This is a genomic window from Plantibacter sp. RU18 (assembly GCF_050613355.1).
Taxonomy (GTDB): Bacteria; Actinomycetota; Actinomycetes; order Actinomycetales; family Microbacteriaceae; genus Plantibacter.
In genome coordinates, this window is the sequence record NZ_CP159618.1 from 2,020,999 (window position 1) to 2,041,008 (window position 20,010).

The following is a 20,010-nucleotide window of genomic DNA, read 5'->3' on the forward strand; positions in this document are numbered from 1 at the left end:
GTGCGTCGTGGTCAGCGCGATGCCGGAGGGAGTGGTGCTCAGGTGATCCCCGGAGTGCGTCGACTCGGGTCGACGCTGCGGCGTCTGCCGCGAGTGGCGGTTCTCGCCCTCGCGACCGCACTCGTCGGAGGGGCCCTCGTCGCATCCCCACTCATGGGTGCCGCACCGGCCATGGCCGCCGGCACTGCGACGATCGAGAGCCCTCAGGACGGTGACACCGTCTACCGTGTGGACTACACGCTCGATGGCGAGCAGGTGAGCGGTTTCGACGTGACCGGCTCGGCAGACGAAGGCGCCGAGGTCGTGCTCTCGTACTGGCGCTCCATCGACCTGTACGACGCCGCGAAGCCCTGCTTCAGTGCGGCGACGGACGACGACTCGGCGTGCACCCTGCAGTCCACGGGTGAGAGCGGCGCGGCCGAGTTCAGTTTCGACGGCCAGCCGATCGAGATCGGGTCGGACGGCGGCTGGTCCACTCGGATCAACATGACGCAGTGGTTGCGCGGAGCTGACGCGGGGGAGTACGACATCACGCTCGCACTCGTGTCGACGAACGCCGACGGTGGGGCCACACTGGGCGATCCCGTCCGGCTCGTCTATGACTCGACGACGACGGCGGAAGCCGCGGCGGCCGAGTCCGAGTCTGCTCCGAGCGCGAGCACCGGTCCACCGATCTGGGTCTGGCTGCTTTTCGCCTTTCTGCTGCTCGACCTCATCGCACTCATCCTCATCCTGATGCTCCGGCGTCGACGCACGATCGCCGCGGCCGAGGCCGAGGAGCGCCGGGGCGTGAGGCGTCGCTCCACACACCGGGAACCCCCCACTCTCTGAACCTGTTAGACTCACAAGGTTGCCGTCCAACGGCCGCGGATCAAGAGAGCCCACGCATCAGGCGCAGGGCACCGCGCAACGAACAGGAAGGGGATCACCACTATGGCTCTTGAGGGAGACCGTAAGAAGGCGATCATCGAAGAGTACGCAACCCACCCAGGTGACACCGGATCCCCCGAGGTTCAGGTGGCGGTCATGACCCGTCGCATCAAGGACCTCACGGAGCACCTCAAGGAGCACAAGCACGACCACCACTCGCGTCGTGGCCTGCTCCTCCTGGTCGGCCAGCGTCGCCGCCTCCTCGGCTACCTCCAGGCTGTCGACATCGAGCGTTACCGCTCGCTGATCGAGCGCCTCGGACTCCGCCGCTAGGCAGCAGCTCTCCGGAGACAACGCGAACTTCTTGACGGGCCGTCATCCTCCGGGATGGCGGCCCGTTCGCGTTGTCCGACCGCCACACGAGTAGTCGACAGTTGTAGAACATGTGTGCAACGGCTCGACCGATCGCTTCACGTCTGGCAAGGTCGAGAGTCGGCTTCGAGTGAGGCCGAGGCAGCACCGCACCACGGCAAGGAGCACCATGAGCATCTGGCGGACGAAGAGCATCGAGGACTCCCTCGCGGATTCGACCATCGAGGGACGCAGTCTCAAACGCACGCTGGGCACGTGGGACCTCATGATCATGGGTGTCGCGGTCGCCGTCGGCGCCGGCATCTTCTCCGTCGGTGCCAAGGCCGCCGGCAACTACGCCGGCCCGTCCGTCTCACTCGCCTTCATCCTCGCGGCCGTCACCTGTGCCCTCGCGATCATGTGTTACGCCGAGTTCGCCTCGACGGTTCCCGTCGCCGGCTCCGCCTACACCTTCACCTACGCCACGCTCGGCGAGCTGCTCGCCTGGATCATCGGCTGGGACCTCATCCTCGAGATGCTCACGGCCGCCGCCGTCATCGCCAAGTACTGGGGCATCTACCTGAGCAACGTGTTCCTCCTCTGGGGCTGGGACGTCCCGAGCGAGATCGACGTCCTCGGACTGAAGGTCAGCTGGGGTGCGTTCGTCATCGTCGCGATCTTCACGACGCTCCTCGTGCTCGGCACGAAGCTCTCCTCCCGCGTCGCGAGCGTGTTCACGATCATCAAGGTCGCGATCGTCATCTTCGTCATCGTCGTGGGTGCCTTCTTCGTGAAGGCGGCGAACTACACGCCGTTCATCCCCGATGAGGTGCCGACCAAGGGCGGAGCGTCCGACGCCTGGTCGCAGTCGCTCTTCTCCTTCATGACCGGAGCAGCCCCCGCCCAGTACGGCATCTTCGGGCTGCTCGCCGGAGCGTCGCTCGTCTTCTTCGCCTTCATCGGGTTCGACGTCGTCGCCACCAGCGCGGAAGAGGTCAAGAACCCGCAGAAGAACCTCCCGCGCGGCATCTTCGGCGGCCTCGCCATCGTGACCGTCCTCTACGTGGGTGTGAGCCTCGTCCTGACGGGCATGGTGCCCTACACGACACTCGCCGAGGCGGAGGACCCCTCGCTCGCGACGGCGTTCATCGCCGTCGGCGCCGATTGGGCCGCGCAGGTCATCTCGATCGGTATCCTCGCCGGTCTGACGACCGTCATCATGGTGCTGCTGCTCGGCCTCGCCCGCGTCGTGTTCGCGATGAGCCGTGACGGATTGCTGCCGCGGTCGCTCAGCGTCACCTCGGAGAAGCGCAAGACGCCCATCCGCATCCAGATCGTCGTGGGTGCACTCGTCGCGCTGATCGCCGGTCTGACGGACGTCGGCATCCTCGAAGAGATGATCAACATCGGGACGCTCTCCGCGTTCGTGCTCGTCAGCATCGCGGTCATCGTGCTCCGGAAGAAGTACCCGGACCTGCCCCGTGCGTTCCGCGTGCCGTGGTCGCCGTTCGTGCCGATCCTCTCAGCGGTGCTCTGCGTCTGGCTCATGCTCAACCTGACGACCCTCACCTGGGTTCGGTTCCTCGTCTGGCTTGCGCTCGGCTTCATCATCTACTTCGCCTACAGCCGGAGGCACTCGATCGTCGGCAAGAGGGCTCGGGGCGAGCTCGTCGAGTGACGATGCGGCTGACCGACGCCGGGCGAGGAGAGCGCTCAGCCGGTCGACGGTGACGCCGACGAGCACCGCACCGATGACGGACAGTGCTGTGGCCAGCAGCGGCTGGTCAGGGAGCATCCGGCCGACCATCGCCCCGATACCGGTGTTCCACAGCGCCCAGGCAAGACCGGCGAGCACCGTGATCGGCAGATACCGTCTCGGCCGGAGACCACTCGCTCCGGCAACGAGGTTGACGGCGATACGCGCGAACGGGATGTAGCGAGCGGTGAGGATCGCGGCTGCGGCCCGTCGGTGCATCGCTTCCCCGGCGCGATCGATCGCCGCAGCCACACGCGGACGCCGCATCCAGCGGAACCGCGACGTCCCGATCCGACGTCCGAGCAGATAGCAGCAGACATCCCCCGTCACCGCTCCCGCCCAAGCGACCCCGACGAGTGCCGCGAGGTTGGGTGAGCCGCTCGAGGCCGAGATCGCTGCGAGAGCGGTGACCGCCGTCTCGCTGGGCAAGAGGACCAAGAAGGCGTCGGCGACCGTCAAGAGGTAGAGCGCGGGGAAGACCCAACCGGACGCGGCGATCGCGAGCAGCCACACCGTGATCCCGGCCTGCACCTCGTCGACCCACGCCATGCCACCGATTGTCGTCGACACGGGTGAACAGCACATGTCGTGAATACAGGGTGTCCCTGGCCGTCGCCGGGCGCACGTGTGAGCATGGTGGTGGGCACACGCCCACGGAAGGGGCATCATGGCGAGGTTCGTGCGGTTCGACAGCTTCGGCGGTCCTGAGGTGTTCCGGCTGGTCGAGGGCGACATCCCGACGCCTGGTCACAACGAGGTCCGAGTCCGGGTGGTGGTCGCGGGGCTCAACCCCGTCGACTACAAGCTCGTGTCCTCGCCCGAGGCGCTCGCCGCGTACGGATGGCAGGTGCCAAGCGGCAACGGCAACGACTTCGCGGGTGTCGTCGACGGCATCGGCAGTGGCGTCACGGAATTCGCCACCGGAGACCGCGTGTACGGCGGCCACCGCTTCTTCGCGCAGGCCGACTACCTCGTGGCTCCGGCGTCGATCCTGCACCACGTGCCTGACGGGCTGACGCTCGAGCAGGCAGGGTCGCTCGACATCGCCGGTCGCGCGGCGCTGGCCTCCGTGGCCGCCGTCGGCGTCGGACCGTCGGACACCGTCCTCGTCAGCGCCGCCGCCGGCGGTGTCGGGGTGCTCGCCGCGCAGCTCGCCAAGCGGGCCGGTGCGGTGGTCCTCGGCTCGGCGGGGGACCGCAACCAGGACTTCCTCCGCGAGCTCGGGATCGTCCCCGTGCTCTACGGCGACGGCCTCCGCGAGCGTGTGCTCGCTGCAGCGCCGGGCGGCATCACCGCAGTGATCGACACCCACGGACGCGAGACGCTCCAGCTCGCCGTTGACCTGGGGGTCGCACCCGATCGGGTGAACACGATCGCCGATCGCCCGTTCGCGGCCGAACACGGATTCAGCGGGGTCGGCGGGCAAGCCGCCACGCTCGCGCAACTCGCAGAGCTCGGCGAGTGGATCGCGAGCGGTGACATCGCGCTGCCCATCGACAGCGTCTGGCCGATCGAACGGGTCGTCGACGCGTACCGGCACCTCATCGACGGGCGTCTCCGCGGCAAGGTCGTCGTCGTCACGTCCTGACGTCGCGCCGGGATCCTGTCGGGTCGTCGTGCGGTGCGACCGGGTCGAACGCGCGCTTGCGGCTGAAGATCCAGCTCGCCCTCGGCTCGATGAGTGGCCGGAAGATGCGACGGACAGGTGAGCTCGACAACACGATGACGATGAGGACGGAGAGGACCAGCATGCCGACGAGCACGATCTCGGGGTTGAAGGTGTCCTTCAGGATCCCGGACTCACGCAACGGGTAGAGCACGAAGGAGTGCAGCAGGTAGACGTACATGGTCGACTGCCCGTACTTCGTGATCCAGGACTGACTCCGCGGTACGAGGACGAAGAACGCGGCGGTGAGGACGACGGCCAACAGGATCGCGGCGAGGCGGACGAGTCCGCCGGTCCAGTCCTCGTTGCCGAGTGCGGCGTATCCGCGGTCGTAGAAGAACCAGTACCGGAGGTCGATGCGGCGCCAGAGGTCGATCCCGACGATCAGCACGACCGCCCAGCCGACGAGGACGGCGGCAGCGGCGAGACGGACCCACCAGGTCTTCGCGCGGACGAGGTGCCAGCGGTCCACGAGCCGCCAGCGGTTGATCTGCCAGCCCAGCACGAAGAACGGCAGGATGCCGAGGGCTCGGGACAGCGAGAAGGTGCTGTCGACGTTGTCGAGATAGCCGACGCCGACGGAGATCACCACGCTCCAGAGCAACGGCCACCGCAACAGCGCGAGGTAGGGCAGGATGAGCCGGAAGATCCCGAGGGCGAGCAGGAACCACAGTGTCCAGGACGGCTGTGTCGGGTTCAGCTCGCGCTTGCCCTCGACGAGGAACTGCACGAGCGACCAGATGCCCTCCATGATCAGGTACGGCACGAGGATGTCGGTGATCACCCGGCGCATCTGGCGTCTCCCGGGCGGGCTCGACTTCGAGAAGAATCCGCTCACGATCGCGAAGGCCGGCATGTGGAAGGCGTAGAGGAAGAGATAGACGACGAGAGCCGGGTCCGATTCCGACGTCAGTCGCTGGGTGGCATGACCCATGACGACGAGCGTGATGCACGCGAAACGGGCGTTGTCCCAGAACGGGACCCGCTTCTTCGGGCGGGCGGTCACCGGCGTTGCACCGCTCAACGTCACCTCCTGTGGCATCGGCACCCAGCGTAGCCCAGGGCCCCTCCATGGCCGCCGAAACGAGGGACGACTGCCCGATGGCGTACCGTTGGAGGGTTGCAGGAGAGCGGAGGACGGGATGGCGGAACGCGGTCTGAAGACCTCGCTCATCAGTTTCGCCCCGTCGCCGAAACGTTGGCCGGTCGCACTCACGGCCGCGATCGCGATGGCGGTGCCGGTCGCCGTCGCGACGTTCTTCGGGCTGACCCCCCTCGGGCTGCTCGCCGGACTCGGCGCGTTCACCGCCCTGTACTGCGTGCCACTGAGCCGCCGCGACCGTCTGAGGGTGCTGCCGTTCATCGGTGCAGGGCTCATCGCGGCGGCTGCGCTCGGCGTGCTGGTGTCGAGCTCGCGCCCGCTCACCGCCGTCGGGCTGATCGTCGTCGGCTCTGCAGTGATCTGGCTGGTGCAGGGCATCGTGCTCGGCCCGCCCGGGGCGCTGTTCTTCATCCTCGTGTTCGGCATCGCCGGTCATCTGAGCGCGCCGGTGGCGAACGGCGGTGCGGGGCTGCAGGGAGGCCTCGTCATCCTGCTCGTGGCGGCCGGCTCGATCTTCGCCTATCTCGTCGTGATCCTGCCTCTGCTCATCCCGGCCGTCCGCCGGGCCGCAGGGAAGCCGACCCCGATGCGAGCGCTGTTCCCCGAATACAGCCTGAGCGCGACCGATCGGCGGATCGCGACTCGGCTGACCGTCGCCCTCGCGATCAGCGCCGTCATCGGTGCACTCCTGGGCCTCGGACACGGGTACTGGATCGCCGGTTCCGCCGTCGCGATCCTCAGCGTCGGCCACTCACGCACGCTGAGCGCCACGCGCGGGGTCCACCGTGTGCTCGGGACACTCGTGGGTGCCGCCATCTTCCTCCTGGTGGCGTCGCTCGAACCCCACGGCTACGTCCTGGCGGTCGTCCTCGCAGCGTTGCAGTTCACGATCGAACTCGTGGTGATCCGGCACTACGCGCTCGCACTCGTCTTCATCACGCCGCTCGTGCTCACCATCAGCACGTCGTCGTCGAACCAGCCCGTCCTCGCGATCGTGGGGGAGCGCGTGCTCGATACGGTCATCGGCGCCGCCGTCGCGATGGTCCTCCTCCTCGTCTCCTGGGGGCGCGATCGCAGGGTCGCCGCTTCCGCAGGCACCCTGGACACCCCGCCCATCACCTGAGGATCCGTGTCGTTCCGGGGGTGGGCGAATGCCCCTCTGCTAGGCTCGGACACGGCGGACCGTCATGGTTCGCTGCGCGCAGAGCCAGCCGACAGGAAGCTGGTCCTCGGTGGTGTATCCCTCGCAATCCGCGGGTGGTGTTCTACTGGTGGCCAGCCAAGTCCCGGAAGACCGGGCGGCTTGAGCAAGTACTGCAGGTGTGTCGCGCGCTGCATCATGCACGACCGCGCTCGACGGCGCGCCCATTCGGGGCGCGCGGCCCGTCACTCGACGGGAGCGCACACGTACGAAGGAGAGACCTGTGGAAGGTCCAGAAATCAAGTTCGCCGAGGCTGTTCTCGACAACGGCAAGTTCGGCAAGCGCACGGTCCGGTTCGAAGCCGGCCGCCTCGCGCAGCAGGCACAGGGCGCGATCGCCGCGTACCTCGACGAGGAGACCATGCTCCTCTCGGCCACCTCGGCCGGAAAGCACCCCAAGGACAACTTCGACTTCTTCCCCCTCACGGTGGACGTCGAGGAGCGCTCCTACGCAGCAGGCAAGATCCCCGGTTCGTTCTTCCGTCGTGAGGGTCGCCCCTCGACCGAGGCGATCCTCGTCTGCCGCCTCATCGACCGGCCGCTGCGCCCGTCGTTCGTCACCGGCCTCCGCAACGAGGTCCAGATCGTCATCACCGTCCTGTCGATCGCGCCGGGCGAGTTCTACGACGCCCTCGCGATCAACGCGGCGTCGATGTCCACGCAGATCTCCGGTCTCCCGTTCTCCGGCCCGATCGGCGCAGTCCGTCTCGCGCTCATCCCCGGCCAGGCCGGCGAGGCCGACCAGTGGGTGGCATTCCCGAAGGTCGACCAGCTCGAGGAGGCCGTCTTCGACATCATCGTCGCCGGTCGCATCGTGACCGACGCCAACGGCAACGAAGACGTCGCGATCATGATGGTCGAGGCCGAAGCGACCGAGAACAGCTGGAACCTCATCAAGGCCGGCGCCACGAAGCCCGACGAGGCAGTCGTCGCAGCGGGCCTCGAGGCCTCGAAGCCCTTCCTGAAGCAGCTCGTCAAGGCGCAGAGCGAACTCGCTGCCCAGGCGGCCAAGGAGATCGCGGCCTACCCCGTGTTCCTCCCGTACACGCAGGAGAGCTACGACGCCGTCGCCGGTCTGGCACACGACGAACTGGTGAACGTCTACCAGATCGCCGACAAGATCGAGCGCCAGAACGCCGACGACGCCCTCAAGGACCGCGTCAAGGCGACCATCGCCGAGCGGGTCGAAGCCGGCTCGCTCGACGCTGAGGTGCTCACGCAGTTCTCCGCCGCATACAAGTCGGTCTCGAAGGTCGTCATGCGCGGCCGCGTCCTCCGTGAGGGCATCCGGATCGATGGTCGCGGCCTGACCGACATCCGTCCGCTCGACGCCGAGGTGCAGGTCATCCCGCGCGTCCACGGTTCAGCGATCTTCCAGCGTGGCGAGACCCAGATCCTGGGCGTCACCACGTTGAACATGCTCAAGATGGAACAGCAGATCGACTCGCTGTCGCCCGTCACGAAGAAGCGCTACCTGCACCACTACAACTTCCCGCCCTACTCGACCGGTGAGACCGGCCGGGTCGGTTCGCCGAAGCGTCGCGAGATCGGGCACGGCTTCCTCGCCGAGCGCGCCCTCGTGCCGGTGTTGCCGAGCCGCGAGGAGTTCCCCTACGCGATCCGTCAGGTCTCCGAGGCACTCGGTTCCAACGGTTCCACGTCGATGGGTTCCGTCTGCGCCTCGACCCTGTCGCTGTTGAACGCCGGTGTGCCGCTGCGCGCACCCGTCGCCGGTATCGCCATGGGACTCATCTCCGACGTCGTCGACGGCGAGACCCGCTATGCGGCCCTCACCGACATCCTCGGTGCCGAGGACGCACTCGGCGACATGGACTTCAAGGTCGCCGGTACGTCCGAGTTCGTCACGGCCATCCAGCTCGACACGAAGCTCGACGGCATCCCGACCTCGGTCCTCACCGGTGCCCTCCAGCAGGCCAAGGATGCACGCACGACGATCCTCTCCGTCCTGAACGCGGCGATCGACGCTCCTGACGAGATGGCGCCGACCGCGCCTCGCGTCATCAGCGTCCAGATCCCCGTCGACAAGATCGGTGAGCTGATCGGCCCGAAGGGCAAGACGATCAACTCCATCCAGGACGAGACCGGCGCCGACATCTCCATCGAGGAGGACGGCACCGTCTACATCGGCGCTGTCGACGGCCCGTCGGCCGAGGCTGCCCGCGCACAGGTGAACGCGATCGCGAACCCCACCAACCCGGAGATCGGCGAGCAGTTCCTCGGAACCGTCGTCAAGATCGCCGCGTTCGGTGCATTCGTCTCGCTGCTCCCGGGCAAGGACGGCCTGCTGCACATCTCCGAGGTCCGCAAGCTCGCCGGTGGCAAGCGTGTGGAGAACGTCGAAGACGTGCTCGGCGTCGGGCAGAAGATCCTCGTCGAGATCACGAAGATCGACGATCGCGGCAAGCTCTCGCTCGCACCGGTCGTCGCCGATGAGGCCGACACGCACGGCAGCGACGCTGCCAGCGAAGGCCCTGAGGCTCCCGCCGAAGGCTAAGCGACACACGCACCCGAGGACGCCCGTCCCGCTCACGCGGGGCGGGCGTCCGTCGTCTGCCGGGTGATGCTGCGGCGTGTCGACGGTTGAGCCGGGCGCGCATCCGGCGTAGCCTCGGAGCACCCCGCGATGACGCGGGGGCACGGCACCGCTCACGAGGCACCGCCGTGAGGTCACCGAACTCAAGGCGGCGTGCATCGTGTCGATGGAGACTCACACCCATTCCCCGCAGGACTCAGACGGTCGGGGAGGTGATGCACGCGAGCCGTCCGTCGACCAGACCGCGCAACACCCGGCTGCCCGACACGAGTTCGTGCAGCTCCTCGACCCGGACGGTGTCCGCCATGAGGACGCCCTGTACGACCTCTTCGTCGCAGACCTCGGTCCCGGCGAACTCCTCGGCCTGTACGAGGACATGGTCGTCAGCCGCCGCATCGACACCGAGGCCACCGCGCTCCAGCGCCAGGGTGAGATCGGACTCTGGCCGCCGTCGCTCGGTCAGGAGGCCGCGCAGGTCGGTTCTGCCCGCGTCCTGCGAGGCGACGACTTCGTCTTCACGAGCTATCGGGAGCAGGCCGTGGCGTACTGCCGCGGTGTCGAACTCGACCAGCTCATGGCGATGTGGCGCGGGACGGCGCTGTCCGGTTGGGACCCGTTCGCCGTCGGAATGGCCACTCCGGCCGTCATCATCGGTGCACAGACCCTGCATGCCACCGGCTACGCGATGGGCTGCCAGCGCGACGGTTCGGATGCGGTCGCCGTCGCCTACTTCGGGGATGGAGCGACCAGCCAGGGGGATGTGAGCGAGGCGCTCGTCCTCGCCGCGAGCTTCCGCGCTCCGGTCGTCTTCTTCTGCCAGAACAACCAGTACGCGATCTCCGAGCCGGTCGGCCTGCAGGCGCAGCGCCCGATCGCCGAGCGCGCGCCGGGGTACGGCGTGCCCAGCATGCGCGTCGACGGCAACGACGTGCTCGCCGTGACCGCAGCCATGCGCATCGCCGTCGACCGCGCGAGGTCCGGGGGCGGTCCGACGTTCGTCGAGGCTGTCACGTACCGCCTCGGCCCGCACACCACCTCTGACGACCCGACCCGCTATCGCGACGAGGCCGAGGTGGCCTCCTGGCGGGCGAAGGACCCCGTCACCCGCCTGGAGCGGCTGCTGGAGCGCGAGGGGGTGCTCGACGACGCGGCACGCGCGCGGGTCGCGCGGGTCGCCGACGACGCTGCCGGAGCAGTCCGCGCCGGCTGTCTCGCGTTGCAGTCGCCCGAGCCGCTCTCGGTCTTCGACGACGTCTATGCGACGCCGCATCCCGGTATCGACCGACAACGCGAGGAGTACCGCGCCTACCTCGCGATGTTCGACGGCGGTGCACGATGACGACGCTCACGCTCAGCAAAGCGATCAACACGGGGCTTCACCACGCGCTTGCAGACGATGACCGGGTGCTCCTGCTCGGCGAGGACATCGGCAAGCTCGGGGGTGTGTTCCGGGTGACGGACGGACTCCAAGCGAAGTTCGGTGCCGATCGGGTGGTCGACATGCCGCTCGCGGAATCCGCGATCATCGGCGCTGCCATCGGACTCGCCTTCCGGGGTTTCCGGCCGGTCTGCGAGATCCAGTTCGACGGGTTCATCTACCCTGGGTTCGACCAGATCGTCGCTCAGCTGGCGAAACTGCACTACCGGACGAAGGGTGCCGTGCGCATGCCGGTCACGATCCGGGTGCCCTACGGCGGCGGTATCGGTGCAGTCGAGCATCACTCGGAGTCGCCTGAGGCGTATTTCGCACACACCGCAGGACTCCGCGTGGTGACCTGTTCGGACCCGCAGGATGCGCACACCATGATCCGGCAGGCCATCGCGTGCGACGATCCGGTGCTGTTCTTCGAGCCGAAGCGGCGGTACTGGACGAAAGGTGAGGTGATCGACGACCTGCCGACCGACCCGCTGGCCTTCACCCGGGCACGCACGGTGCGCTCCGGTTCCGATGCGACGCTCGTCGCCTATGGGCCGCTCGTGCAGACGGCGTTGGAGGCGGCGGCTGCGGCCGCAGACGAGGGTGTCGACCTCGAGGTCATCGATCTGCGTTCGCTCGCGCCGCTTGATCTCGACGCCGTGGTCGCGTCCGTCGAGAAGACCGGCAGGCTCGTGATCACGCACGAGGCCCAGCGCTCGGGAGGCGTCGGTGCGGAACTGGCCGCCTCCATCACCGAGCGCTGCTTCGACCTCCTCGAGGAGGCGCCTGTCCGTGTGACAGGCTTCGACACCCCATACCCTGCGTCGGCGTTGGAGGACCATTTCCTGCCCGACCTCGACCGCATCCTCGACGGGGTCGACCGCGCGCTCGGGCGAGCGTCGTCCACCTCGATCCGACGGGAGGGCGCACGATGAAGCGCTTCTCGCTGCCGGACCTCGGCGAAGGACTGACCGAGAGCGAACTCGTGTCCTGGCGGGTGGCGGTCGGTGACCACGTCGAGCTCAACCAGGTCATCGCGGAGGTCGAGACGGCGAAGGCTCTCGTCGAGCTGCCGGCGCCGACCGCCGGCGTGGTGACGAGGCTGCATGTCGAACCGGGTACCACGGTGCTCGTGGGAGAACCACTCGTCGATTTCACCCCGGACGGGGAGGAGCCGAGCGCAGAACCGGTCGGCCATGTACCGGCGGTCGAGAACGCGGCTGCAGGAGGTCCGGGCAGGATCGAGCGCGAGCCGGTCCTCGTCGGCTACGGCCCGCGAACAGCCAGTGGAGAACGGCCGCGTCGGCGTGAGCGGATCGGGGCATCGGCGGACGCGGCCGCCCCGATGGCGGAGCGTCCCGAGGTATCGACGGTCGGCACTCCACCGGTCCGGGAACGTCCTCGGGCGACACCTCCCGTCCGTCGTCTGGCGCGCGATCTCGGCGTCGCGCTCGACGGCCTCATCGGGACGGGCGTCGGTGGACGGATCTCGCGAGCGGATGTGGAACACGCAGGCACAGGGGGCGCGATCGCGGAGGCTGGTGTCGAGGCGGCGTCTCGTCCGCCGGGCACAACTGCCGTCGCCGGGCGACCGGTCGGGTCCGCACCCGCCGAGGCCGACGGCTCGGTCCGCCGACCGATCACAGGGGTGCGGCGCCGCACCGCTGAGGCCATGGTGCGGAGCGCGTTCACGGCGCCCCACGTGACGGAGTTCCTGACGGTCGACGTGACGCCGACGATGTCGTTGCTCGAGGCCCTCGCGAAGTCGTCTCGGACAGGCGACCACCGCGTGAACATCCTCACCGTCCTCGCGAAGGCCGTCTGCATCGCTGCAAGGCGGACGCCGTCCATCAATGCGAGCTGGGACGAGGACGCCGGTGAGATCATCGAGTACGGTCATGTCGGCCTCGGGATCGCTGCGGCGACGCCGCGCGGGTTGCTGGTCCCGAACATCGCCCGTGCGGAGGAGCTGAGCCTCTTCGAACTCGCCGATGCGCTGTCAGAGCTCGTCCGGACTGCGCGGGAGGGTCGGACGGCGCCGTCGGAGCTGCGCGGGGGCACCATCACGATCACGAACGTCGGCGTGTTCGGCGTCGATGCCGGCACGCCGATCCTGAACCCGGGGGAGGCTGCGATCATCGCGCTGGGCGCCGTGCGGCGGCAGCCGTGGGAGTTCGACGGTCAGGTCGCGCTCCGACACGTGGTGACGCTGGCGTTGTCGTTCGACCATCGTCTGGTCGACGGCGAGCAGGGGTCGAGATTCCTCGTGGACCTCGGGACGATGCTCTCAGATCCGGCGATGGTGCTGACGATGGTGTGACGGTGCCGACCGGGCCCGGTGGCGCCGGGCCCGGTCAGATCCCGAGGTCGACGAGGTCGAGGAGGCGCTCGGTCGCGAAGGCGATCGTGCGATCGTCAAGGCCGCGCAGCGGTCCGTCGATGATCAGCATGCCGAGACCGTGCACCGAGGACCAGGCGAGCAGCTCGGCGCCCTGGCGGCGCTCTGCGGGGAGGACTCCCGCTGCGGCCAGCTCGTCCAAGACGCCGCCGAGCGTCTCGAACGGCGTGCGTCCGGCCACACCTCGCTTGCTGATGCTCGTCGCCTCGTCGAGGTCGGTCGGTACGGAGAAGGCGGTGCGGAAGAGCCCGGGCTCCTCCTGGGCGAACCGGAGGTAGCCGCTGCCGACGGCCCGCAGGCGGAGGCGTGCGTCGGAGGCGGCGTCTCCGGCCGTCTCGATGGCCGCAAGGGCCGTGGCCATCCGATCGGCGGCGAAGCCCTGCGCGGCGTCGGAGACGGCCCGGACCAGCGCCTCGCGGTCGGCGAAGTGCCGGTAGGCGGCGTTGGGGGAGACGCCGGCTCGTCTGGTGGCTTCGCGCAGGATGACCGCGTCCGGCCCACCGGTCCTCGCCATCTCCACGCCGGCGTCGAGCAGGGCCTGACGGAGGTCGCCGTGGCGGTAGGTGCTGCGCGGGGTCTCGGGCGTGCTCATGGGTTCCGATCCAGCATCGTCCGGGCCTGGACGGATCGGACGTGACGTGACATTGTGAACAGTGTACACATCAGGTTCGACGAAGGAGTGCGCATGGTCCAGTACACGGATGTCTTCAGTGGGTTCTCGGTCGACGACATCGATGCGGCCAGGGCGTTCTACCGTGACGTCCTCGGCCTGCAGGTCGCCGACAAACGAGATGGGCTTCCTGAACGTCTCCCTCCCGGCCGGTGGTGCCGTCCTCGTCTACGGCAAGCCGGGTCACACGCCTGCCTCCTTCACCATCCTGAACCTCGCGGTCGACGACGTCGAAGCGGCGGTCGACGAGCTGAACGCACGCGGCGTCGTGACGAAGATCTACCCCGACGAGCAGCTGCCGACGGATACCAAGGGGATCATGCGCGGCAACGGTCCTGACATCGCCTGGTTCACCGACCCCGCGGGCAACGTGCTGTCCGTGCTCGACGGCCGGGGCTGATCCGCCGCGCTGCGGGTCAGCGCGCGAGCAGCGCGGCCAGCGCCATCTGCTCGAGAGTGGTACGTACGGCCTGCCGCTCGAGGGTGTCCTCGCGGTCGGCGCGGAGGGCGGCGCTGTGCGGCGTCGAATTGATGAGGCCGAAGCCCGCGTGGGCCCTGATGCGCAACTGCGGCGTCGGCGTGCCGGGATGGAGGTCCGAAAGGACGTCGACCCAGCGCTCGACGTAACGCCGTTGCAGGGTGCGGACGGTCCGGCTGTCCTCGGGGGTGAGGCTGTCGAGGTCGTGGTCCTGCACCCGGATGACGTCGCGGCGGTCGAGAGCGAATGCGACGTGGAATCCGACGAGGGCACGGAGGGCGAGTTCGCTGTCCGGTGCCCGGTCGACCTCGGCCGCGCCGCCGTCGAGGAGGTCTTGACTGACGTCGATGAGGAGCGCGGCGAGGACCGCCTGCTTGCTGGGGAAATGGCGGTAGACCGCCGGCCCGCTCATGCCGACCGCCATCCCGAGGTCCTCCATGGAGACATCGGTGAAACCGTGCTCGGCGAACAGGCTCGCGGCCGCGCGCAGGAGGGCTGTGCGGCGAAGCGCCTTCGCCTCGCGCCGACCGACGTGCGGCGTCTTCGGCGTCGCGGCGGCGGGTTCGGACATCGTGCCTCCTCGGGGTGGACAATTCCGGTTAACGAACACTAACCTGGATTTCAGTGAGTGAACAGTAACTGAATCGCTCGCAGTCGACGACGACAAGGAGCCGCTGGTGACCATCCTCACGAGCAACGCTGATCCCGCCTCAGTCCGTTTCCATGAGCAGGAGGCGGCTCAACGGGCGCTCGCCCAGACCCTGGCGCAGCGTCTCACCGAGACCGCGTCCGGCGGGCCGGCGGCATCGAGGGAACGTCATGTCGCGCGCGGGAAACTCCTCCCGAGGGACCGCGTCGACCGCGTGCTCGACGAGGGCAGCCCGTTCCTCGAGATCGCACCGCTCGCAGCCGACGGCCTGTACGGCGATGCGAGCCCCGGTGCCGGAGTCATCGCCGGAATCGGGCGAGTGCACGACCGCCTGGTCCTCGTCGTCTCGAACGACGCCACCGCGAAGGGCGGCTCGTACTTCCCGATGACGGTGAAGAAGCACCTGCGTGCGCAGGAGATCGCGAATGCGAACCGGCTGCCCTGCCTCTACCTCGTCGACTCCGGCGGCGCGAACCTCCCGAATCAAGACGAGGTCTTCCCCGATCGAGAGCATTTCGGCCGGATCTTCTTCAACCAGGCCAGGATGTCGGCCGCCGGCATCCCACAGCTCGCCGCCGTGCTCGGATCCTGCACCGCAGGTGGGGCGTACGTCCCCGCCATGAGCGACGAGAGTGTCATCGTCCGCGGACAGGGCACGATCTTCCTCGGCGGCCCGCCGCTCGTGAAGGCGGCGATCGGCGAGGTCGTCACCCCCGAGCAGCTGGGAGGCGGCGAGCTCCACGCGAGGGTGTCCGGAGTGACCGACCACCTCGCCGAGGACGACGCCCAGGCGCTCGACATCCTCCGCGACGCAGTCGCGACCCTCGCGCCGCCGTCGCCCAGAGCGTGGGAGGTCCGACCGACGGTCGCACCCCGCGTGCCGGAGACCGAACTGTACGGCGTCGTCCCCACCGAGCTGCAGACCGCCTACGACGTGCGCGAGGTGATCGCCCGTCTGGTCGACGGCAGCGAGTTCTCCGAGTTCAAGCGCGAGTACGGCGAGACGCTGGTCACGGGCTTCGCGCATCTTCACGGGCACCCGGTCGGCATCATCGCGAACAACGGTGTGCTGTTCAGCGAGTCAGCGCTGAAAGGAGCCCACTTCATCGAGCTCGCCGACCAACGCGGCATCCCGCTGGTGTTCCTGCAGAACATCTCCGGATTCATGGTGGGTAGCGATGCGGAAGCCGGGGGGATCGCGAAGCACGGGGCGAAGATGGTGACGGCCGTGGCGACGACACGGGTCCCGAAACTCACCGTCGTGATCGGCGGCTCCTTCGGAGCGGGCAACTACTCGATGTGCGGTCGTGCGTACGATCCGCGATTCCTCTGGATGTGGCCGGGTGCCCGGATCTCCGTGATGGGTGGGCCGCAGGCGGCCAGCGTCCTCGCCACCGTCAAGCGCGACCAGCTCGAGGCGCGCGGCGAGGCCTGGAGCCACGAGGACGAAGAGGCCTTCCGGGCACCCATCCTCGCGGACTTCGAGAAGCAGGGCAGCCCGTACTACTCCACCGCGAGGCTCTGGGACGACGGCATCATCGATCCAGCCGACACCAGGACGATCCTCGGCCTCGCCCTCGAGGTGTGCTCACGTGCGCCATTGCCCGACCCCGGCTTCGGCCTCTTCCGGATGTGAGCCGACCATGACCTCCGTATCGAACGCAGCACCCGCCACCCGCCCCTTCACCTCCGTCCTCGTGGCCAACCGCGGCGAGATCGCCTGCCGCATCATCCGGACACTCCGTGCCCTCGGCATCGAGAGCGTCGCCGTGTACAGCGACGCCGACCGTGACGCTCCGCACGTCCGGCTCGCGGATCGCGCAATCAGACTGGGGCCGGCCGTGGCCGCCGAGAGCTACCTCGACGTGCAAGCGGTCGTGGCTGCAGCCGTCTCCTCCCGCGCTGCAGCAGTGCACCCCGGCTACGGGTTCCTGTCCGAGCAGCCGGCGCTCGCCCGCGCGCTCGCCGCAGCGGACATCGTGTTCATCGGGCCGGACGTCGAGGCCCTCGAACTCATGGGCGACAAGATCCGCGCGAAGGAGCACGTCGCCCTCCACGGGGTGCCGATCATCGAGGGGGTCGCAGACCCGACGCTCGACGATGATGCGCTCGTCGCTGCGGGGGTGGGGATCGGGTTCCCGCTCATCGTCAAGCCGGCGGGCGGTGGTGGCGGGAAGGGCATGCAGTCCGTCGAGCGCGAGGAGGACCTCCCGGCGGCGATCGCATCGGCGCACCGGATCGCCGCAGCCGCGTTCGGCGATCCCACACTGCTCCTCGAACGCCTCGTGACGCGCCCGCGGCACATCGAGGTCCAGGTGCTCGCCGATGCGCACGGCCGAGTGCTGCATCTCGGCGAGCGCGAGTGCTCGCTGCAACGGCGGCATCAGAAGGTCATCGAGGAGTCGCCCTCGCCGCTCATCGACGCCGAGACCCGTGCGCGCCTGGGCGAGGCGGCGTGCACGGTCGCCAGGACGGTCGGGTACCTCGGTGTCGGTACCGTCGAATTCCTGGTCGCGGGCGACCGTCCTGACGAGTTCTCGTTCCTCGAGATGAACACGAGGCTCCAGGTCGAGCACCCGGTCACCGAACTCGTCACGGGCGTCGACCTCGTCGAGTGGCAGTTGCGCGTGGCGGCCGGTGAGGCACTCCCGTTCGCCCAGACGGACATCGTGCTGACCGGCCACGCGGTCGAGGCCCGTCTCTACGCTGAGGACCCGGCGACGGGGTTCCTCCCGCAGACGGGTGTGCTCGAACGGGTTGCACTGCCGAGCGGTGAGGGGATCCGCGTGGACGGCGGGATCGCCGAGGGGCAGCTCGTCGGCCCCTGGTACGACCCGATGCTCGCGAAGGTCATCGCCTGGGCGCCTGACCGCGAGACGGCGATCCGGCGACTCGACACGGCTCTCGCCGACACCGTCGTCTTCGGCGTGCGCACCAACCTGGGGTTCCTCCGACGGCTGCTCGAGGACGCGGACGTGCTCGCGGGGCGACTGCACACGGGCATCATCGCCGAACTGCTCGCCGGAGAGCAGCCTGTCGCCCCGTCCGCTCGGACGCTCACCGCTGCGGCGCTCGTCGACCTCGCCGAACGCGAGGTCGACAGCGCGTCCCGTGCGGGCAGCGCGAGCGGCGAGCTCTGGACCGCTCCGAGCGGTTGGCGGATCGGCAGACCGGCGTCCGACATCTGTCGGCTGCGCGCAGATGACGGCACGACCGTCGAGGTGCGTGTCCAGGGAGCGAGCGGAGACGCCACGGTCACCGTTGGCGTCGACCCGGCACACGCGGCCGCAGTGCTCGCGTCGCCGGATGGGAGCTGGCGGTTCGAGATGGACGGCCAGAGCGTCCGGCTGGCGAGCGTCCGGAGCGGTGACCAACGCTGGATCTCGCTCGACGGTGCTGTGACGGTACTGGAGGTCGTGGGGCGCGAGGCCCGAGTACTCCGTGCGCAAGGCGCAGGAGGCACCGGCGACGATCCTGAGATCAGGACGCCCATGCCGGGAACCGTCACCGCCGTGCACGCGGCGAGTGGCGAGCGGGTGGTCGCAGGCCAAGCGCTCGTCACCATCGAGGCCATGAAGATGGAGCACCTCCTCGAAGCACCCGCCGACGGTGTCCTCACCCTGCATGTCACAGCGGGCGGCACGGTCGCCGCCCGTCAACCGGTCGCGACGATCGTCGCAGACCCCACCGAAGCACCGCAGAACGGAGCATCAGCATGAACACCGAGCTCAGCCCGGAGCACCAGCGGATCGTCGACACCGTCAAGGCCTTCGCCGACGAGGTCGTCGCGCCGGCCGCGTACCAGTACGACACGGAACGTCGGCTGCCGTACGACATCATCGCGCAGATGGGCGAGCTGGGGCTCTTCGGGCTCCCGTTCCCCAAAGAACTCGGCGGCCAGGGCATGGACTACTTCGCACTGTGCCTCGCCGTCGAGCAGCTCGGCCGGGTGGACCAGAGTATCGGGGTCACACTCGAAGCCGGCGTCGGACTCGGAGCGATGCCCATCTACCTGAACGGCACCGAAGCCCAGCGCGAGGAGTGGATCCCGCAGCTCGCGAGCGGGCAGGCGCTCGCCGGCTTCGGACTGACCGAGGCGCGAGCCGGCAGCGACGCAGGCGCCACTGAGACGACAGCAGAACTGGTCGACGGTGAATGGGTCATCAACGGCACCAAGCAGTTCATCACCAATTCGGGCAGCGAGATCACGAGACTCGTCACCGTCACCGCGGTCACGGGCGAGCGTGTACGGTCCGACGGCCGGACCACGAAGGAACTCTCGACGATCCTCGTCCCGGTACCGACACCGGGCTTCACCGCACTTCCGCCGTATGACAAGGTCGGCTGGCACACCTCTGACACGCACCCGCTCGTCTTCGAAGACGTCCGGGTGCCGGAAGCGAACCTGCTGGGCGAACGCGGACGCGGATACGCCAACTTCCTCACCGTGCTCGACGGCGGACGGATCGCCGTTGCGGCGCTCGCCGTCGGGGCAGCGCAGGGGTGCCTCGAGGAGGCGATCCGGTACGCGAAGGAGCGCGTCGTCTTCGGCCGGGCGATCGGCGACAACCAGTGGATCGCCTTCCGTATCGCGAAGATGCAGGCGCGCGTGCACACGGCGCGCCACGCATACTACGACGCGGCATCGCGCATGCTCCGTGGTGCTCCGTACAAGATGGAGGCGTCCATCGCCAAGATGGTCGCCGGAGAGGCGGCGATGGACAACGCGCGCGACGCGACCCAGATCTTCGGCGGGTACGGTTTCCTCAACGAGAACCCGGTCGCCCGGCACTTCCGCGATTCGAAGATCCTCGAGATCGGCGAGGGGACCACCGAGGTGCAGCTCATGATCATCGCCCGCGAACTCGGCTTCGCGTCCTGAGCCGTGACGAGTGAGG

At 68.6% G+C, this 20,010-nt stretch carries 15 protein-coding genes and 2 pseudogenes; 13 read left to right on the top strand and 4 right to left on the bottom strand.

All coding sequences use genetic code 11. The features are described from left to right. Positions 1–42 precede the first annotated feature (42 nt). The 3 genes from ABMA10_RS09730 to ABMA10_RS09740 all read left to right on the top strand — a co-directional run bounded on the left by ABMA10_RS09730 (position 43) and on the right by ABMA10_RS09740 (position 2,899). A complete protein-coding gene (locus ABMA10_RS09730) occupies positions 43–831 on the top strand; it encodes a hypothetical protein (RefSeq protein WP_347868259.1) in 789 nt (262 codons plus the stop codon). 102 nt (positions 832–933) lie between these two features. After that, positions 934–1,203, top strand: a complete 270-nt coding sequence (gene rpsO / locus ABMA10_RS09735; RefSeq protein ID WP_056012204.1) for a 30S ribosomal protein S15 — start codon at positions 934–936, stop codon at positions 1,201–1,203. Positions 1,204–1,411: 208 nt separating this feature from the next. Continuing rightward, entirely contained in the window at positions 1,412–2,899 is a 1,488-nt protein-coding gene (locus ABMA10_RS09740) for an amino acid permease (protein WP_347868258.1), read from the top strand. 141 nt (positions 2,900–3,040) lie between these two features. On the opposite strand, the pseudogene ABMA10_RS09745 reads toward ABMA10_RS09740, so the two are convergent. Then, positions 3,041–3,712, bottom strand: a pseudogene (locus ABMA10_RS09745) (DedA family protein); the annotation flags it as partial. Between ABMA10_RS09745 and ABMA10_RS09750 the strand changes: the two are divergent. Next, a complete protein-coding gene (locus tag ABMA10_RS09750) occupies positions 3,645–4,565 on the top strand; it encodes an NADP-dependent oxidoreductase (protein ID WP_347868257.1) in 921 nt (306 codons plus the stop codon). The pseudogene ABMA10_RS09745 and the gene ABMA10_RS09750 sit on opposite strands and share 68 nt — an antisense overlap. Here the strand turns inward: ABMA10_RS09750 and ABMA10_RS09755 are convergent. Then, complete coding sequence (locus ABMA10_RS09755; protein ID WP_431031459.1) at positions 4,555–5,667, bottom strand: acyltransferase family protein; 1,113 nt, start codon at positions 5,665–5,667, stop codon at positions 4,555–4,557. The genes ABMA10_RS09750 and ABMA10_RS09755 overlap by 11 nt on opposite strands. A gap of 118 nt (positions 5,668–5,785) precedes the next feature. On the opposite strand from ABMA10_RS09755, the gene ABMA10_RS09760 reads away from it, so the two are divergent. The 5 genes from ABMA10_RS09760 to ABMA10_RS09780 all read left to right on the top strand — a co-directional run bounded on the left by ABMA10_RS09760 (position 5,786) and on the right by ABMA10_RS09780 (position 13,237). Beyond that, positions 5,786–6,868: an FUSC family protein gene (locus ABMA10_RS09760; protein ID WP_347868255.1), complete on the top strand. Its 1,083-nt coding sequence runs from the start codon at positions 5,786–5,788 to the stop codon at positions 6,866–6,868. A 301-nt stretch (positions 6,869–7,169) separates the two neighbouring features. Continuing rightward, positions 7,170–9,461, top strand: a complete 2,292-nt coding sequence (locus tag ABMA10_RS09765; RefSeq protein ID WP_347868254.1) for a polyribonucleotide nucleotidyltransferase — start codon at positions 7,170–7,172, stop codon at positions 9,459–9,461. A gap of 205 nt (positions 9,462–9,666) precedes the next feature. After that, on the top strand, positions 9,667–10,839 hold the full coding sequence (pdhA, locus tag ABMA10_RS09770) for a pyruvate dehydrogenase (acetyl-transferring) E1 component subunit alpha (protein ID WP_347868253.1): 1,173 nt from the start codon (positions 9,667–9,669) through the stop codon (positions 10,837–10,839). Further along, on the top strand, positions 10,836–11,852 hold the full coding sequence (locus ABMA10_RS09775) for an alpha-ketoacid dehydrogenase subunit beta (protein ID WP_347868252.1): 1,017 nt from the start codon (positions 10,836–10,838) through the stop codon (positions 11,850–11,852). The genes pdhA and ABMA10_RS09775 overlap by 4 nt, the downstream gene beginning before the upstream one ends. Then, positions 11,849–13,237 carry a dihydrolipoamide acetyltransferase family protein gene (locus ABMA10_RS09780; protein ID WP_347868251.1) on the top strand — a complete coding sequence of 463 codons (1,389 nt, stop codon included), beginning with the start codon at positions 11,849–11,851 and terminating at the stop codon, positions 13,235–13,237. Before ABMA10_RS09775 ends, ABMA10_RS09780 begins: the two co-directional genes overlap by 4 nt. 34 nt (positions 13,238–13,271) lie before the next feature. Here the strand turns inward: ABMA10_RS09780 and ABMA10_RS09785 are convergent, their stop codons facing one another. Further along, on the bottom strand, positions 13,272–13,907 hold the full coding sequence (locus tag ABMA10_RS09785) for a TetR/AcrR family transcriptional regulator (protein ID WP_431031460.1): 636 nt from the start codon (positions 13,905–13,907) through the stop codon (positions 13,272–13,274). A gap of 93 nt (positions 13,908–14,000) precedes the next feature. Between ABMA10_RS09785 and ABMA10_RS09790 the strand changes: the two are divergent. Beyond that, positions 14,001–14,385, top strand: a pseudogene (locus tag ABMA10_RS09790) (VOC family protein). Between the two features lie 16 nt (positions 14,386–14,401). Here the strand turns inward: ABMA10_RS09790 and ABMA10_RS09795 are convergent. Then, positions 14,402–15,034 (bottom strand): TetR/AcrR family transcriptional regulator, encoded by a 633-nt coding sequence (locus tag ABMA10_RS09795; RefSeq protein WP_431031461.1) that lies wholly within the window; start codon positions 15,032–15,034, stop codon positions 14,402–14,404. 106 nt (positions 15,035–15,140) lie between these two features. Here ABMA10_RS09795 and ABMA10_RS09800 point away from each other — a divergent pair, with 106 nt between their 5' ends. The 3 genes from ABMA10_RS09800 to ABMA10_RS09810 are packed head-to-tail and all read left to right on the top strand — an operon-like array spanning position 15,141 to position 19,994. Then, on the top strand, positions 15,141–16,748 hold the full coding sequence (locus ABMA10_RS09800) for a carboxyl transferase domain-containing protein (RefSeq protein ID WP_347868247.1): 1,608 nt from the start codon (positions 15,141–15,143) through the stop codon (positions 16,746–16,748). 7 nt (positions 16,749–16,755) lie between these two features. Then, positions 16,756–18,831, top strand: a complete 2,076-nt coding sequence (locus ABMA10_RS09805; protein ID WP_347868246.1) for an acetyl/propionyl/methylcrotonyl-CoA carboxylase subunit alpha — start codon at positions 16,756–16,758, stop codon at positions 18,829–18,831. After that, positions 18,828–19,994 carry an acyl-CoA dehydrogenase family protein gene (locus ABMA10_RS09810; RefSeq protein WP_347868245.1) on the top strand — a complete coding sequence of 389 codons (1,167 nt, stop codon included), beginning with the start codon at positions 18,828–18,830 and terminating at the stop codon, positions 19,992–19,994. The genes ABMA10_RS09805 and ABMA10_RS09810 overlap by 4 nt, the downstream gene beginning before the upstream one ends. Positions 19,995–20,010 lie beyond the last annotated feature (16 nt).

What these genes read in the sequence shown, in the direction of transcription:
- ABMA10_RS09795 (WP_431031461.1), bottom strand. Translation starts at nt 15,034, where the DNA reads ATGTCCGAACCCGCCGCCGCGACGCCGAAGACGCCGCACGTCGGTCGG.
- ABMA10_RS09750 (WP_347868257.1), top strand. Translation starts at nt 3,645, where the DNA reads ATGGCGAGGTTCGTGCGGTTCGACAGCTTCGGCGGTCCTGAGGTGTTC.
- ABMA10_RS09740 (WP_347868258.1), top strand. Translation starts at nt 1,412, where the DNA reads ATGAGCATCTGGCGGACGAAGAGCATCGAGGACTCCCTCGCGGATTCG.
- ABMA10_RS09760 (WP_347868255.1), top strand. Translation starts at nt 5,786, where the DNA reads ATGGCGGAACGCGGTCTGAAGACCTCGCTCATCAGTTTCGCCCCGTCG.
- ABMA10_RS09785 (WP_431031460.1), bottom strand. Translation starts at nt 13,907, where the DNA reads ATGAGCACGCCCGAGACCCCGCGCAGCACCTACCGCCACGGCGACCTC.
- rpsO (WP_056012204.1), top strand. Translation starts at nt 934, where the DNA reads ATGGCTCTTGAGGGAGACCGTAAGAAGGCGATCATCGAAGAGTACGCA.
- ABMA10_RS09780 (WP_347868251.1), top strand. Translation starts at nt 11,849, where the DNA reads ATGAAGCGCTTCTCGCTGCCGGACCTCGGCGAAGGACTGACCGAGAGC.
- ABMA10_RS09810 (WP_347868245.1), top strand. Translation starts at nt 18,828, where the DNA reads ATGAACACCGAGCTCAGCCCGGAGCACCAGCGGATCGTCGACACCGTC.
- ABMA10_RS09805 (WP_347868246.1), top strand. Translation starts at nt 16,756, where the DNA reads ATGACCTCCGTATCGAACGCAGCACCCGCCACCCGCCCCTTCACCTCC.
- pdhA (WP_347868253.1), top strand. Translation starts at nt 9,667, where the DNA reads ATGGAGACTCACACCCATTCCCCGCAGGACTCAGACGGTCGGGGAGGT.
- ABMA10_RS09775 (WP_347868252.1), top strand. Translation starts at nt 10,836, where the DNA reads ATGACGACGCTCACGCTCAGCAAAGCGATCAACACGGGGCTTCACCAC.